A 15531-nucleotide genomic window follows, 5' to 3' on the forward strand; every position below is an offset into this window, starting at 1 on the left:
CCGACTCCGTGACCGGCGGCGTTGTGTGACGCAGCCGGCCCGGGGCGGCGCGCGGCCTCACGCCATGGCGGTGTGCGCGGCGCTGTGCGAATCGATCGGCTTCGCGTAGCAGTACGAGTGCACCAGGCCGACATAAGGCCCGAAGTTCGGCACGGACACGAAGCCGCAGTTCTCGTAGAACTGCCGCCCGTCGGTCTGCACCGAGCCGGCCTCCGCCGTCAGGGTGGTGATTCCCAGCGCGTGGGCGTGGGCTTCGAGGGCCGCGAGGATGGAGCTCGCCACTCCTGAGCCACGGGTGTAGGGCAGTACGTAGAGGCGTTTGATTTCAGCGGTGGTGGCGTCCAGCATGCGAAGGCCGCCGCAGCCCACCGGCTGGCCCGAGGCCTTGTCGTGCGCCACCAGGAACACCGCCGTGTCAGCTTCCGACGGCGGCGGCCCGGGTTCGTGGTCGGGCCGGCCGAAGCGGGCCTCGAGTTCCGCCTGTTGGGCTGCCCTCAGGTCCGCTCCGACGGGGTTTGCCCAAGTGACCTGACGGATGTTGAGCCGCGGGTTGGTCTGCATCACTGCCTCGATTCGCCGAAGTGTTATGCAGTCCAAGGSTAGGCACCAGCGGTTTCGGCTGTGTTTCCTGCCGGTAAGCGTCGCGAGAACTGTGGATGGATGGCAGTGCAGTTGCGGCTTCCGGCTCGACTTTCCGGGTCGACGTGGCGACGGCCACAGCCTAGCGGCGCACCAGTGTCCGCAGGAGTTTCAGCGCCACGGAGATCGAGGCGATATCCACTTGGCCCGGTTTGGTCACTTCCGCGAAGGTGTCCTTGATCCGTGCCAGCTGCTCCTGGTGCCCGCGTTCCCAGGCCACGATGCGCTCCACGGCATCGGACGTGCCGGCGTCGGTGGCATTCAGGCCCTGGGTTGTCGCCATTACCGACACGGTCATGTCGGCTACGGCGGAATACACATCGTCGCGCAGGGCTGCCCGCGCGAGAGACTCCCAGCGGCTCTGCCGGGGCAGGTCGGTGATGCTGAGCAGCAGGTTCGCGGCGCCGATGCGCTGGAACACCGCGTAGTACAGGTCAGCAATAGTGGGGATGGGTTCGCGCACCTGTTCGGAGATTAGGGAGATGTCCAGCAACCCGAAACTCTCCAACAGGTCCGAGGCGCGCAGGCCCAGCTCCCGGGGCATCCCCACGGCGGCCCAGTGCGCGAGTCTGTCTTCCGCGCGGTCCAGGTCGGAGCCGCGGAGGTAGTCCAATGTTTGGGTCCGCAGCAGTTCCAGGGTGGGCATGATCCTGTCCAAGGCCGCGGCAACGGGCTGGTCGCGATGGTCGTGCGTCACGTACCATCGCGTGGCCCGGTCGAGGATCCGGCGCATGTGCAGCGTCGCCTCGGCGACGTGTTCGGTGGGATATCCGGCGGGGAGTGCGGCCAGCCGGGTGACGATCCACGGCAGGTCGTAGGCCTCGCGCGCCACCACAAAGGCCCTGGCAACAGCGGCGGCGGTGGCAGTGGTTTCCTCGGTGGCACGGAAGGCGAAGGTGATTCCGCCGAGATTGATCATGTCGTTGGCCACCACTGTGCACACGATCTGGCGGCGCAGCGGGTGGTCCGCCAGCTCTGCTTCAAAGCGTTCGGACAGCTGGCGTGGAAAGTAGCCGCGGAGCACGCGCCGGAACCACGGGTCATCGGCAAGGTCACTGGCGTTGAGCTCCGCTGCCAGTTCGATCTTTGCGTAGGCGGCCAGCACCGACAGTTCCGGCGCGGTCAGCCCCTCACCTGACCGCAGCCGTTCCCTGAGTTGTTCGTTGCTTGGCAGGCCCTCCAGCTTGCGGTCAAGGTCCGTGGCGTTCTCGAGCCAGTCCATGGTCCGTTCGAAGCCCGGGCTCCATTCCCGCACCAGGTGCCGGTCGTTGAAGAGCAGGACATTCTGGTCCGCGTTATTGGCCAGCACAAGGCGGGCCACCTCGTCGGTGAGGGAATGCAGGAAGCCGGCGCGTTCCGGCGACGACATCTTTCCCGCCGCGATCATCCGGTCCACGAAGATCTTGATGTTTACTTCATGATCCGAGCAGTCCACGCCGGCTGAATTATCGATGGCGTCGGTATTGAGCAGGACGCCGGACAGGGCGGCCTCGATCCGCCCGAGCTGCGTGATTCCGAGGTTCCCGCCCTCGGCGATGATCTTCGCCCGCACTTCATTGCCGTTGACCCTGACGGGGTCGTTCGCCTTGTCGCCAACCCCGGTGCTGGCCTCTGATGACGCCTTGATGTAAGTTCCGATGCCGCCGTTGTACAGCAGGTCCACGGGCGCCCGGAGGATGGCCTGAAGCAGAGCGTGCGGCGGCAGGGACACGGGTCCCGGTTCCAGGCCCAGAGAGCTCCTGACCTGGTCCGTGATGCTGATGGACTTGGCCCGGCGGGAGTGGACACCACCGCCCTCGCTGATCAGTGCTGGATCGTAGTCCGCCCAAGATGAGCGGGGGAGGGCAAAGAGCCGCCGCCGTTCCTCGAACGAGGCCCCCGGATCCGGCGCCGGGTCAAGAAAGATGTGGCGGTGATCGAAAGCCGCCACCAGCCGGATGTGGCGGGAGAGGAGCATTCCGTTCCCAAAGACGTCGCCGCCCATATCGCCGATGCCGGCAACTGTGAAGTCCTCCACCTGGCAGTCCATCCCGAGTTCGCGGAAATGCTGTTTCACCGATTCCCAGGCCCCGCGGGCCGTGATGCCCATCTGCTTATGGTCATAGCCCACGGTCCCGCCGGACGCGAAGGCATCGCCCAGCCAGAAGCCGTACTCCGCGGCCACCGCGTTCGCAGCGTCGGAAAATGACGCTGTTCCCTTGTCCGCCGCCACCACGAGGTAATAGTCGTCGACGTCGTGCCGCACCAGTCGCGCCGGAGGCACCACTGTTTCGCCGTGGGCGGTGGTGACCAGGTTGTCGGTGATGTCCAGCAGCCCGCGGACGAAGGTCCGGTAGCATTCCAGGCCCTCCGTCAGCCAGGCGTCGCGGTCCATGGCCGGGTCCGGCAACTGTTTGGGATAGAAGCCGCCCTTGGCGCCGGTTGGCACTATCACCGAGTTCTTCACGTTCTGCGCCTTGACCAAACCAAGGACCTCAGTGCGGAAATCCTCGCTCCGGTCGGACCAGCGCAGCCCGCCCCTGGCCAGTGCCCCGAAGCGCAGGTGGACGCCTTCCACGCGGGGCGAGTACACCCAGATTTCGTATTTGGGACGGGGAAGCGGGGCGCCAGCGATCGCGGAAGGGTTCAGTTTGAAGCTCAGGTGGGGCTTCGCCTGGAAGTAGTTAGTGCGGAGCGTGGATTCCACCAGGTTCATGAAGGTGCGCAGCAGCCGGTCGGCGTCGAGGACGGGAATGTCGTCGATCGCGGCCAGCAGATCCCTCCGGGCCGCGTCGGTGTCCCCCAACCGGCGTGCCACCTCCAGCTCGGGATCGAACTTGGCCCTGAACAGTGCCAGGAGCGCGTGGGTTGCCCGGACATTGACCAGCAGGGTATCGGCCATGAAGCCGTAGGAGGTCGTTGTGCCCAATTGCTGCAGGTACTTGGCATAGCTGCGCAGGATTGCCGCCTGGCGCCATTCGATGCCCTCCCGGAGGACGAGGCCGTCAAAGCGGTCCGATTCTGAGTCCCCACGCATGGCAGCTCCGAAGGCATCCCCCAGCAGCCCGCTGGTGCGGGACGGATCCACGCCGGCCGGGTAGCGGACGCCAAGGTCATAGAGGAACAAGGCCCGGTCCCTCCCGCGCACCACATCGAAGGGCCGTTGGTTCAGCACCTCCAGTCCGAGGTTGTGGAAGAACGGCAGGATCCGCGTCAGGCTGTGGGCGGTGGTCAGGTAAAGCCGGATCCGGGCGTCTTCGGCCAGCGTCGGGGAGGCATCGGGGCGGACATAAACGGCCAGCTGGGGATCGTTCAGCGGTCGCCCGCCCGTGCCGTCGAGATCGAACCGCTCAAACGTAGTGATGTCCTCGACCGCGTCCTCGACCTCGAAATCAGCCCGGTAGCTGGCCGGGAAGGCGGCGGACCACAGCGCCGACAACCGGCTGGCCTCCGCCGACGGCAACCTGTCACGGAGCGCTTCGTCCAAGCCCTGGGCCCACGTCCGCGTTGCGCTGACAACGCTCCGCTCCACTTCAGCGGGATCGACGTCGGGCATCCCGCCGGCGGGCAACAGTATCCGGAAGAACACGCGGGCCATCGGGGATTCACTAAGCCTGACTTCGAACTCGAGCGAGGAGGACCCGAAAGCCTGTTTAAGCTCGTGTTCAATCCGGAGGCGGACGGCCGTGCTGTACCTGGCCCGGGGGAGGAACACCAGCGCGGTCATGAAGCGCCCGTAGCTGTCAGCGCGCAGGAACACCCGTGTCTGGTGGTGGGCCTGCAGGCGCAGAATCTCCCGGGCAAGCCCGGAAAGTTCATCCAGGTCCCGGTGGAACAGCTCGTCCAGGGGGAAGGACTCGAGGACGGTGAGGAGCTGCTTGCCAGGGTGGGAGGCCTCGGTGAAGCCGAAGCGCTCCTGGATGGCGCGTACCTTGTCCCGGATGAGCGGGATGCGTCGCACGGACCGGCCCGTGGCGCCCGGGGCGAAAAGGCCCACAAACCTGACTTCTCCCGTGGCCTTCCCGGCGCTACCGAAGGTCCGGACGAGGATTTCATCCAAGTAAGCCGGACGGGGGACGGATGATCTCAGATCCGAAATGGAGATGGTGAGGACCTGCGAATGGGGCAGCCCCGTAACAGGCTGGCGGGCCTCCGGCCGCCCGTCCCTGAGCAGGCCCAGCCCCGCGCCGGGCAGCAACGACACAACATCCGGGCCCTCCGCCGTCGAGTATTCATATTCGCTGTATCCCAGAAACATGAAGTTGCCGCGGTCCAGCCAGCCCAGGAGCTCACCGAGCTGCTCCGGAGTCGGAACCGTGCCGGCGGGCAGCAGGTCCAGGGAGTTGATGGTGCGGGCGAGACGGGCGTGGATGGCTGGGGTGTCATCAGCGACCAACTGGACGTCCGCCAGGACACGCCGCACGTTGGCGGTGAGCTCCGCGATGGCCCGTGACCCCGGCAGGCGGCCTATCTCTGCCGCCACCCACGTTTCGGATCTCCACCCCGGCGGGTCCTGGACCGTGCCGGTCGCCGCGGCGCCCGGGACGCCAGCAATTGGGCCCGTCGGTCCGGACTGCGAGGACCCATGCCGTACCTCCACCAACCGATCAGTCCGCGGATCCCGCCGCACCAGAAAATTGGGATGCACCAGTAACCGGATGGACTCGTTTTGGCGGGCCAGCTCCGCAGTAAGCGAATGGATCAGGTGCGGGATGGCGTCGGCAACCACCAGCAGGACGCTGGCGTCGCTTTCGTTCAGGATGTCGACGGCCGCCGTGCCCGCCGGACGGCCGTCCGCTAGTTCCGCATGGTGCCTGGAGCGCTGCTCCAGGTTTTCGGGACTGTAGCCTTGGAGGTCCTCCGGCGCAGCGTGCTCGTAGTACGCCGCGAGGAACTGTTCATCGAAGCCGGGGAAAACGCGGCCGGGCGCATGCCCCCGGTGTACCGATTTGCGTGACATGCCCCTGCGCCTCCACTGCGCGGGCTCAACCGCATGCCGCGGCCGACCATCCTGTCCCCACGCCTGTTTTCATCATCGCCGCGTTCCCGTGAGGAGTCCAGACCCGGTACGTCCCGCCGGGACGGCCTGTACGCCCGCCGGGGACGGACGGGCCCGCTATGCCGGACGGCCGGTGGGATCCTCCGCCGTCGGATCCGCCAGTGCCAGTCCGCCCACGGGACTGTCGTCCCAGTGGATGAGTTCCCAGCCGTTGGCGGGATCGCCTTCCAGCGCCACGATTCCGGTGTTGTCCAGCACGTGYCTGATGGCAAAGTCCGGTTCGATGTTGTCCGCCCGCAGGCCGGCCCAGACCCGGATGGCTGCGCCGTGGCTGACCACGGCCACGGATCCTGAGCCCCCCGCCCCATTTGTCCGTGCCGCTATTTTGGCGATGGCGGCGTCGTAGCGCTCAAAGAAGTCCCGGCCGCTGGGACCGGCAGGCATCCGGCGGTCCAGCTCGCCGTCCGCCCACGAAGAAATGATGCCGATGTACCGCTTGTGCGATTCGTGGTCCGTGCGCTTTTCCAGCGACCCGGCCTCGATCTCGTGAAGGCCCTCCAGCACCTCGGTTTCCAGCCCGTGCACCCGGGCGAGCGGTGCCGCTGTGATCTGCGTCCGAACCAGGGTGGAGGCGTACAGGGCAAGGATCCGCTCGTTCGCCAAGGCGCGGGACAACGTCTCGGCCTGACGCTCGCCGAGTTCGGTCAGCCCGGGCCCCGGGTGCGCAGTGTCCAGCTGGCCCAGCACATTGCCGGGCGTCTGGCCGTGCCGGATGAGCAGAAGCCTCATTTGAGGTGGTCCACCAGCTGGTCCGCGATGCCCGTGTACTTGCCCGGGGTCAGCGCCAGCAGGCGGGCTTCAGCGTCGGCGGACAAGCCGAGGCTCTGGACGAATTCCTGCATCCGGGCGGCATCCACGCGCTGTCCGCGGGTCAGGTCCTTGAGCCGTTCGTACGGGTTTTCCATGCCGTCGACGCCGGCGATGGCCTCGGCGCGCATAACCATCTGGATGGCCTCGCCCAGGACTTCCCAGTTGGTGTCAAGGTCCGCGGCCAGCACGTCCTCGGCAACCTTGAGCCGGTCCAGGCCCTTGGCAACGTTCGAGACGGCGAGCAGCGAGTGGCCGAACGCCACACCGATGTTGCGCTGCGAGGAGGAGTCGGTGAGATCGCGCTGCCAGCGGGAGGTGACCAGGGTGGAGCCGAGGACGTCCAGCAGGCCAGAGGAGATCTCAAGGTTGGCCTCGGCGTTTTCGAAACGGATCGGGTTCACCTTGTGCGGCATGGTTGAGGAGCCCGTGGCGCCTGCCACCGGGATCTGCACGAAGTACCCGATCGAGATGTAGCTCCAGATGTCGGTGCAGACGTTGTGCAGGATGCGGTTGAAACGCGCGACGTCGGCATAGAGTTCGGCCTGCCAGTCGTGGCTTTCGATCTGGGTGGTCAGCGGGTTCCAGGTCAGGCCGAGGCCTTCGACGAAGCCCTTGGCGACCTGCTCCCAGTCGGCGCCCGGGACGGAGGCGACGTGTGCGGCGTAGGTGCCGGTGGCGCCGTTGATCTTGCCGAGATATTCGGTGCGGGCGATCCGGTCCAGCTGCCGGTTGAGCCGGTGCGCGATGACGGCCAGTTCCTTGCCCAGCGTGGTGGGCGTGGCGGGCTGGCCGTGGGTGCGGGAGAGCATCGGCACGGCGCGGTTGTCCCCGGCCATGGCGCTGATCTGGGCGACGAGGGCGCGGGCCGCAGGCAGCCACACATCCTCCACGGCCCCCTTGATGCCCAGGGCGTAGGAGAGGTTGTTGATGTCTTCCGAGGTGCAGCCGAAGTGCACCATGGCGGTCAGCCGGTCGATTCCGATGCCGGGCAGGCGGCGGCCGATGTAGTACTCCACGGCCTTGACGTCGTGGACCGTAACGGCCTCGATCTCGGCCAGTTCGGCGACGGAGGCGGCGTCGAACTCCGTGACGATTGCACGCAGTTGCTCCTGTTGTTCCGCCGTGAGCGGCCCGGCGCCGGGCAGGACGCTGTTGCCGGTCAGGTGGATCAGCCACTCGACCTCAACAGCCACGCGGTCGCGGTTCAGGGCGGCCTCGGAAAGGTAGTCGACCAGCGGCGCGACGGCGGACTGGTAGCGGCCATCCAGCGGGCCGAGCGCGATCTGGTGGTCGGACGCGGCGAGGGCCAGGCGTCCGGACGGCGTGCGGGTATCAGCTGTGGCGGCAGTTTCAGGCATATGGCGATTCTTTCACGAAGTGCCGCCGGGCCTTAAGCGCCCCCGTCCTTGTGACATTGCCGGATGACATGGCCGGATGACATGGCCGGCTGGCAGGTCCTGGCGGTCCGGGACGTTGTCCACATAGCCGGGCGGCTCTCTTCAGCGGGCACGGGCCAGCCCGCTAGCGTCGGTTCATGGGCAGCTGGATGAGGCAGATCACCGGGATGAGGCTGGGATGAGGCCGGTCAGTAGCGGGATGCCACCGGGACCTGGGGGCAGTGTGGCGGTGCAGAACATGGCGGTTCTTGGCGTGACGGCCGCCGACGCCCTGGAGTGCGCGTCGCGCAGTTATGAAGTCCAGCAGTTCGCTGCGCGCGTTGCGCGGTGCGCCGATGAGGCTGATGCGGTGCTCGCCGCCCTCGCCCGCCTCGAGCTGCAGTCGTGGCAGTCACCGGCCGGCCGCGCCTACCGTGTGGCCTTGTCCCTGCACGCGGCCGCGCTGCACCGGAGCCGGGACGCGCTGCTCGATGCTGTTGCCGTGGTGCTCCGGCACGCCCGGAACGTGGCGCAGCCCGCGGACCGGATGGGACCCTGATGGCCGAGTCGAGTCCGGCGGGCTCCGGCGGCAGCCCCGGGGTTTCCGCGCCGCCGCGCGACGGCAGCCTGCTCATCCGGGGCGGAATCGGCGGGGTGAGCTTCCAGTTTGAGGAGCTGCTGGCGGGTGCCGCGGCACTGGACGGGCTGGTCCGGCAGCTGCAAATGGTTGAGGTGGAGGCCGACACCGTCCGGCGCGCACTCTTTCCCTATCAGTCCGACTCCTACACCAGCGGCAGCAACGCCATCATCGCCGTGGGGGAGGCCGGCCGGGACGTCGGACGCGTCCGGTCCCAGCTTCAGCGGATCGGCGACGACGTCCGCGCCAGTCACCGCGAATACGAATATGCCGAAGCCCGGAATGCCCTGCTGCTGCGGATGGGACTGCACGGCTCCGAGTACGGCGCAGCACCGGAGCCCTTCGCCCTGCCCGGGGTGCGCGGCACTGTTGAAGGCTGGGTCGCCATGGCACCCCGGAATCTCGCCGTGCTGCTTGGCCTGCCCTGGCCCCTGGCCGCCGTAGCCAGCGCCCTGGCCGGGCCCACTGACATCCGCCGCCTGGTGCGGGACGCCTCGGAAGCGCCGGGGCTCGTGTTCCTCAAGCCGCGCCCCGTCAGCATCCTGGGCCGGGAGACGTTTACGGCCGACGTCGACCTCTCACCGGCCGGGCTGCTGCGGCGGGCCGGGGCAGTGGGAGAGCAAGGCGGCCGGATCGAGGTTATCGAGGTCGACGGCGGATCCCGGCCCGCGTGGGTGGTGATCATCCCCGGAACCCAGCAGGGCGCCCTGCCGGAAGGCACCAACCCCTTCGACCCCGCCGGAATCGCCGAGGCCCTGGGCTATGACTCGGCGTCGACGGCGCAGGCCATCAGGGAGGCGCTGCGGCAGGCCGGGGCCGAGGCCGGCGATCAGCTCGTGGCCGTCGGCTACAGCCAGGGCGGGATCCACGCGATGAATCTCAGCAAGGACCGCGCTGTCCTGGCCGAGTATGACCTCAAGTTCGTGCTGACCGCGGGCTCCCCGGTGGGCGGGATCAGCCCCGCGCCGGGGATCCGCAGCCTGCACCTGGAACATGAGCAGGACTGGGTGCCGGGGGCGGACGGACTGGCGAACCCGGACACCAGGGACCGGGTGACCGTGACCCTCACCAACCCGCTGGCGGTGCCGCCACCACAGGACTTCGGCCTGGGTCCCGGGCACCGGCTGGAGAATTACGCCGACGGGGCCGCACTCGTCTCGGCGAGCCGGGACAACACGCTGAAGGACTCCACGGCCGCGCTGGCCGCAGTGGTGGGGACCGGCGGGGCGGCGACGGTGACCCGGTTCTCGCTCCGGCGCGAGGCCCGGCCGGCACCGCGGGCAACCCCCGCAACCCCTCCGGGGCCGCAGCGCAGCCCGGGCGCCCCTAACGATCGAGGGCGGGAAGGAAGCTCGCCACGAGGGACACCAGGCTGATGATGATGGCGGCAAACACGGCGGTCCAGAAGAACGAGTCGATGGTGAAGTGCACAGTGGTGTAGCTGCTGATCCAGGAGGTCAGGTAGAGCATCGCGGCGTTGATGACCACGGTGAACAGGCCCAGGGTGAGGATAGTGATCGGCAGCGAGAGGAGGCTGACAATGGGCTTGACGAAGGCATTGACCAGACCGAAGATCAGGCCGATGAACAGGTAGCCCAAGATGATGCTGATGGTGCCGTCACTCTGGGTGGAAATATCCAGCCCGGTGAGGATCCAGCAGGCGATTGCAAGGGCCAGCCCGTTGATGATGACTCGTACGATGATTGAGCGCATGGCCCCATGCTGTCATACGCCCGGCGGCGACGGCAGGGACCATATTCCCCATGTCAGCAACGGCTATCCCCTACTGACAGCAATCAGCTCCCGCAACTGCGGCAGCGACCCGAAGTAGGCTAGTTGGCATGACTTCATCAGAGAATCCGGCCGGGGACATCAGGCCCCGTCCGGTGGTAGACCTCCTCCCCCGCTACGCGGCCGGGAAACCCCCCGTCCCCGTGGAAGGCCTGACCAGCTACAAGCTGTCCTCCAACGAGAACCCGTTGCCCCCGATCCCTGCAGTGCAGCAGGCCATCGCGGCGCAGACCGATTTCAACCGCTACCCCGATCCCCTCAGCAGCAGGCTGCGTGAAGCGCTCGCCCGCTTCCTGGATGTGCCCGCCGAGGACATCGTCACGGGCGCCGGCAGCCTGGGCGCCCTGAACCAGCTGCTGACCACCTTCGCCGGCCAGAACGACGACGGCAAGGCCGACGAGGTCATCTACGCCTGGCGCTCGTTCGAGGCCTACCCAATCTGCGTCGGACTGGCCGGCGCCGAGAGCGTCCGGATCCCGCTGACATCCGACGGGCGGCATGACCTGGACGCCATGGCCGCCGCGGTGACTGCGCGGACCCGGATGATCCTGCTGTGCACGCCCAACAACCCCACCGGACCCATCCTGACGGCCGAGGAAACGGAGCGCTTCATCCACGCCGTTCCGGCCGACGTCGTGGTGGTCATTGACGAGGCCTACCAGGAATTCGTGCGCGCCGGCGACGCCGTGGACGGCATCGCCATGTACCGCAAGTACCCCAACGTCGTCGTCCTGCGGACCTTCTCAAAAGCGCACGGCCTCGCCGGACTCCGCGTGGGCTACAGCGTCTCCCGGCCCGAACTGACGCAGCACCTGCGCGTCAGTGCTACCCCCTTCGCCGTGTCCCAGATCGCGGAAACGGCGGCCGTCACGTCGCTCGAGCACTTCGCCGATGTTGTAGAAAGGGTACAAAGCCTGGTGGACGAACGGGACCGGGTCACGGCGGGACTGCGTGAGCTCGGGTGGTTCGTCCCGGAGGCCCAGGGCAACTTTGTCTGGCTCAATCTGGGCGAAAACAGCGCGGAATTTGCCGCCCTGGCGGCGGAACGGGCGCTGTCCGTACGGGCCTTCGGCAACGAGGGCGTCCGCGTCAGCATCGGCGAAACGGAAGCCAACACCCGTTTCCTGGAGCTCTGTGCGATCTATACAAAACCGCCGCGGCGTTCCTAGCGCTTAACACTGCGCGCTCAGGCCGCCCCGTGCGGATAAAGTAAGGACCAGTAAGCCAAAATATATGCCGGACCTGGAATGTATTCCTGGTCCGGCATATATCCCAGCGATTGCGGCGCATTCGGATGCGGCAAGCAAGGAGACGGTATGGGCGCCACACATCTGCCCTCTACCGAGTTCGACGGAACCGGGATGGATGACCAGCTCGAAGCGGAGGCCGAGGCCCAACTGGGTGCCCCGGCCGAGCCGATGGTGCAGTTGCTGGACCCGGACGGCACCCTGGGCTCGGACCCGGTTTTCTCAAAATACGCCGAGAAGCTGGACCCGGACACCCTGCGCGGCTTCTACGCGGATATGGCCAAGATCCGCCGCTTCGACGTGGAAGCCACCGCCCTGCAGCGGCAGGGCCAGCTGGCCCTGTGGGTCCCGCTCACAGGGCAGGAAGCCGCCCAGATCGGCTCCGGACGGGCGAGCCAGCCGCAGGACTACATCTTCCCCACCTACCGCGAGCACGGCGTGGCCCTGACGCGGAACGTGGACCTGGCCGAGCTGCTGCGCCAGTTCCGGGGCGTCTCCAACGGCGGCTGGAACCCGAAGGACACGAACTTCCACCTCTACACGCTGGTCCTGGCCGCCCAGACCCCGCACGCCGTCGGGTACGCCATGGGCATCCAGCGGGACCAGAAACTGGCGGCCGCCAACGCCGTCGCCAGCGTGGAAGCGGGACAGGCCGTGGAGCCGAACGCCGCCGTCATGGTGTACTTCGGCGACGGCGCCAGCTCCGAAGGGGACGTCCATGAATCCATGGTGTTCGCCGCTTCCTACCAGGCGCCCGTGGTCTTCTTCTGCCAGAACAACCACTGGGCCATCTCCGTGCCAAGCTCCGTGCAGACCCGCATCCCGCTCGCCAACCGCGCCAAAGGCTACGGCTTCCCCGGCATCAGGGTGGACGGCAATGACGTGATCGCCGTCCACGCCGTCACGGAATGGGCGCTGGAGCGGGCCCGCGAGGGCCATGGTCCTGTACTCATCGAGGCGTTCACCTACCGGGTCGGGGCGCACACCACGGCCGATGACCCCACCAAATACCGCGAATCCGCCGAAGAAAGCCTGTGGCGTGCCAAGGACCCGCTGGCGCGGCTGGAGAAGTATCTCCGGGCCCAGGGCCTCGCGGATGACAGCTTCTTCGAGCAGGTCAAGGCCGACGGCGACGAGCTCGCCGCCTATGTCCGCAAGACCACCCACGACCTCGAAACCCCGGACATCCGGACCGCCTTCGCCAACACCTATGTGGAGGCCCACCCGCTGGTGGCCGAGGAACTGGCTTGGTTCGAGGAATACAGCGCGGGGTTCGCCGATGAGGCGTCCGCCGAAGAGGCGTCCGCCGATGAGGCAGATACAGTCCAGACAGACAGGGCGGCCCGCTGATGACCACCATGACCATTGCGAAAGCCATCAATGAGGGCCTGCGGGCCACGTTGAACAACAACCCCCGCTCGCTGCTGATGGGCGAGGACATCGGGGCCCTTGGCGGCGTCTACCGGGTCACCGACGGGCTGATCGCCGAATTCGGCGCCGACCGCGTGGTGGATACCCCGCTGGCCGAATCCGGCATTATCGGGACCGCGATCGGCCTCTCCCTGCGCGGCTACCAGCCGGTCTGCGAGATCCAGTTCGACGGTTTCGTGTTCCCGGGGTTCAACCAGATCACCACCCAGCTGGCCAAGATGCACTCCCGCAGCAACGGCAACCTGACCGTTCCCGTCGTCATCCGGATCCCGTATGGCGGCGGCATCGGCTCCATTGAACACCATTCCGAATCGCCGGAGGCACTGTTCGCCCACACCGCCGGGTTGCGCATCATCACCCCCTCCAATCCGCACGATGCCTACTGGATGATCCAGCAGGCCGTCGACTGCCAGGATCCCGTGATCGTCTTCGAGCCCAAGCGCCGCTACTGGCTCAAGGGTGAGGTCGACACCGAGACCCCGGGCGCGTCCGCGGACCCCTTCAAGGCGCATGTGCTCCGCGAGGGCACCGACGCGACCGTCGTCGTCTACGGCCCGCTGGTGCCCGTGGCCCTCGCCGCCGCCGAGGCCGCCGCCGAGGACGGCCACAGCGTCGAGGTGATCGATCTCCGTTCGATCTCGCCGATCGACTTCGACACCGTCACGGCCTCGGTCCGGAAAACCGGCCGGCTGGTCGTGGCCCATGAGGCCCCGACGTTCGGCGGCATCGGCGGCGAAATCGCCGCGCGGATCAGCGAGCGGGCGTTCCATTCACTGGAGGCCCCCGTCATTCGCGTCGGGGGATTCCACATGCCCTATCCCGTGGCCAAGGTCGAAGAAGACTACCTGCCGGACATCGACCGCATCCTTGAGGCGCTCGACCGCGCCCTGGCGTACTGACGAGGACCCATGACGCTCAACAAGTTCAACCTTCCCGACGTCGGCGAAGGGCTGACGGAGGCCGAAATCGTCGCCTGGAAGGTCAAGGCCGGCGATACCGTGGCCGTCAACGACGTCCTGTGCGAGATCGAGACGGCCAAATCCCTGGTGGAACTGCCCTCACCGTTCGCCGGAACCGTCACGGAACTGCTGGTGCCCGAGGGAGTCACGGTGGATGTCGGCACGCCGATCATCAGCGTGAGCGACGCTGTCGACGCCCCGGCGCCTGCCGCCGCGGCACCCGCCCCGGCGCCTGTGGCACAGGAGCAGGCTGCCGGCCAGGAACAGGCTGCCGCCGCGCCCATGTACGGCACGTTTCCGGCTGATGACTCCGACGCCGGCGAACAAGCCGGGCGCCCGGCCGGCGGTCCGCTGGTGGGCTCCGGTCCCAAGGCAGACGCCGTCAAGCGCCGGCGGCGGATTTCCGCTCCTGCGGCCGCCGGCCACGAAGCCCCGTCCGCGGCGCCAGCCACCGGCGCTGCCGCCCCGATGGTGGAGCGGGCGGGGGTGGAGGCCCACGACATATGGATCAACCCGGACGCGGCCAGCAGTCCTGCCGACGCGGCCACAGGCCCCGCCGGCTCCGTCGAGGCGCGCCCCACCTTCGGCGGTGCCATCAGCGGCCTGGTCGGCAAGGTGCTGGCCAAGCCGCCGGTCCGCAAGATCGCCCGGGACCTCGGGATCAACCTGGCCGACGTCGTGCCTACCGGCGCCCGCGGTGAAGTGACCCGCGAGGACCTGGTGAGCTACCAGGCCCAGCGGGACGCCGAGGTGGACAAGGCGGACTCGTTCTGGGGCAAGTCCGGCCGCCCGCAGGACCAGCGGATCGAGCGGATCCCGGTCAAGGGAGTCCGCAAAGCCACCGCGAAGGCCATGGTCGAATCCGCGTTTGCCGCGCCGCACGTCAGCATCTTTGTCGACGTCGATGCCAGCCGCACCATGGAATTCGTCAAGCGCCTCAAGGCCTCCCGCGACTTCGAAGGCATCAAGGTCTCCCCGCTGCTGATCCTGGCCAAGGCGGTCATTTGGGCGGCGGCGCGAAACCCGAGTGTCAACGCAACGTGGGTGGACAACCCGGACGGCAGCGATTCCGCGGAGATCCACGTCAAGCACTTCATGAACCTGGGCATCGCGGCCGCCACGCCCCGCGGGCTGATGGTGCCGAACATCAAGAACGCCCAGGACCTCTCGCTCAAGCAGTTGGCCCTTGCCCTGAACGAGCTCGCCACGACGGCGCGGGCCGGCAAGACCCAGCCTGCCCAGATGCGCGGCGGCACGCTCACCGTGACCAACATCGGCGCCCTCGGGATCGACACCGGAACGCCGATCATCAACCCGGGCGAGGTCGCGATCGTGGCGTTCGGCACCATCAAGCAAAAGCCCTGGGTCCTGGACGGCGAAGTTATTCCGCGCTGGATCACCACCCTCGGCGGCTCCTTCGACCACCGCGTGGTGGACGGCGACCTTTCGGCCCGCTTCATGGCCGATGTCGCCGCCATCCTGGAAGAGCCGGCCTTGCTGCTGGACTAGCCGGCGAAACCGGCCATGAAACCGCAAAACCCCGCCGCTGAACCTTTTCAGCGGCGGGGTTTGTCAGTGTTGGGGTTTCTCAGTGGCGGGCAGC

11 protein-coding genes are annotated in these 15531 nt (G+C 67.5%); 6 read left to right on the forward strand and 5 right to left on the reverse strand.

Annotated elements, in window-relative coordinates; translation table 11 throughout:
- Window positions 1-57: 57 nt before the first annotated feature.
- From AC1D1S_RS00605 to purB, 4 genes are all read right to left on the reverse strand, one after another.
- Window positions 58-561: a GNAT family N-acetyltransferase gene (locus AC1D1S_RS00605; RefSeq protein WP_476993489.1), complete on the reverse strand. Its 504-nt coding sequence runs from the start codon at window positions 559-561 to the stop codon at window positions 58-60.
- Between the two features lie 160 nt (window positions 562-721).
- Window positions 722-5578, reverse strand: coding sequence for an NAD-glutamate dehydrogenase (locus AC1D1S_RS00610; protein WP_476946314.1), 4857 nt, complete (start codon window positions 5576-5578; stop codon window positions 722-724).
- A gap of 156 nt (window positions 5579-5734) precedes the next feature.
- Window positions 5735-6406 (reverse strand): histidine phosphatase family protein, encoded by a 672-nt coding sequence (locus AC1D1S_RS00615; protein WP_476946315.1) that lies wholly within the window; start codon window positions 6404-6406, stop codon window positions 5735-5737.
- A complete protein-coding gene (gene purB, locus AC1D1S_RS00620) occupies window positions 6403-7845 on the reverse strand; it encodes an adenylosuccinate lyase (protein ID WP_476993490.1) in 1443 nt (480 codons plus the stop codon). Before purB ends, AC1D1S_RS00615 begins: the two co-directional genes overlap by 4 nt.
- A 277-nt stretch (window positions 7846-8122) precedes the next feature.
- Between purB and AC1D1S_RS00625 the strand changes: the two genes are divergently transcribed.
- Both AC1D1S_RS00625 and AC1D1S_RS00630 read left to right on the forward strand, forming a co-directional pair.
- Complete coding sequence (locus tag AC1D1S_RS00625; protein WP_459385898.1) at window positions 8123-8422, forward strand: hypothetical protein; 300 nt, start codon at window positions 8123-8125, stop codon at window positions 8420-8422.
- Complete coding sequence (locus AC1D1S_RS00630; RefSeq protein WP_476993491.1) at window positions 8422-9876, forward strand: hypothetical protein; 1455 nt, start codon at window positions 8422-8424, stop codon at window positions 9874-9876. The genes AC1D1S_RS00625 and AC1D1S_RS00630 overlap by 1 nt, the downstream gene beginning before the upstream one ends.
- Here AC1D1S_RS00630 and AC1D1S_RS00635 read toward each other — a convergent pair.
- Window positions 9827-10213 (reverse strand): phage holin family protein, encoded by a 387-nt coding sequence (locus AC1D1S_RS00635; protein WP_028277592.1) that lies wholly within the window; start codon window positions 10211-10213, stop codon window positions 9827-9829. The two genes, AC1D1S_RS00630 and AC1D1S_RS00635, sit on opposite strands and share 50 nt — an antisense overlap.
- 128 nt (window positions 10214-10341) lie before the next feature.
- On the opposite strand from AC1D1S_RS00635, the gene AC1D1S_RS00640 reads away from it, so the two are divergent.
- From AC1D1S_RS00640 to AC1D1S_RS00655, 4 genes are all read left to right on the forward strand, one after another.
- Window positions 10342-11460: a histidinol-phosphate transaminase gene (locus tag AC1D1S_RS00640; RefSeq protein WP_476993492.1), complete on the forward strand. Its 1119-nt coding sequence runs from the start codon at window positions 10342-10344 to the stop codon at window positions 11458-11460.
- Window positions 11461-11607: 147 nt separating this feature from the next.
- Window positions 11608-12888, forward strand: a complete 1281-nt coding sequence (gene pdhA / locus AC1D1S_RS00645; RefSeq protein ID WP_476993493.1) for a pyruvate dehydrogenase (acetyl-transferring) E1 component subunit alpha — start codon at window positions 11608-11610, stop codon at window positions 12886-12888.
- Window positions 12888-13868, forward strand: coding sequence for an alpha-ketoacid dehydrogenase subunit beta (locus AC1D1S_RS00650; protein WP_243178076.1), 981 nt, complete (start codon window positions 12888-12890; stop codon window positions 13866-13868). Before pdhA ends, AC1D1S_RS00650 begins: the two co-directional genes overlap by 1 nt.
- Window positions 13869-13877: 9 nt before the next feature.
- Window positions 13878-15437 carry a dihydrolipoamide acetyltransferase family protein gene (locus AC1D1S_RS00655; RefSeq protein ID WP_476993494.1) on the forward strand — a complete coding sequence of 520 codons (1560 nt, stop codon included), beginning with the start codon at window positions 13878-13880 and terminating at the stop codon, window positions 15435-15437.
- The last annotated feature ends 94 nt before the right edge of the window (window positions 15438-15531 follow it).

Source organism: Arthrobacter sp. P1_A5, assembly GCF_056406825.1.

Coding starts and splice junctions, on each gene's coding strand:
- AC1D1S_RS00605 (WP_476993489.1), bottom strand. CDS start 561: ATGCAGACCAACCCGCGGCTCAACATCCGTCAGGTCACTTGGGCAAAC.
- AC1D1S_RS00610 (WP_476946314.1), bottom strand. CDS start 5,578: ATGTCACGCAAATCGGTACACCGGGGGCATGCGCCCGGCCGCGTTTTC.
- purB (WP_476993490.1), bottom strand. CDS start 7,845: ATGCCTGAAACTGCCGCCACAGCTGATACCCGCACGCCGTCCGGACGC.
- AC1D1S_RS00625 (WP_459385898.1), top strand. CDS start 8,123: ATGGCGGTTCTTGGCGTGACGGCCGCCGACGCCCTGGAGTGCGCGTCG.
- AC1D1S_RS00630 (WP_476993491.1), top strand. CDS start 8,422: ATGGCCGAGTCGAGTCCGGCGGGCTCCGGCGGCAGCCCCGGGGTTTCC.
- AC1D1S_RS00635 (WP_028277592.1), bottom strand. CDS start 10,213: ATGCGCTCAATCATCGTACGAGTCATCATCAACGGGCTGGCCCTTGCA.
- AC1D1S_RS00640 (WP_476993492.1), top strand. CDS start 10,342: ATGACTTCATCAGAGAATCCGGCCGGGGACATCAGGCCCCGTCCGGTG.
- pdhA (WP_476993493.1), top strand. CDS start 11,608: ATGGGCGCCACACATCTGCCCTCTACCGAGTTCGACGGAACCGGGATG.
- AC1D1S_RS00650 (WP_243178076.1), top strand. CDS start 12,888: ATGACCACCATGACCATTGCGAAAGCCATCAATGAGGGCCTGCGGGCC.
- AC1D1S_RS00655 (WP_476993494.1), top strand. CDS start 13,878: ATGACGCTCAACAAGTTCAACCTTCCCGACGTCGGCGAAGGGCTGACG.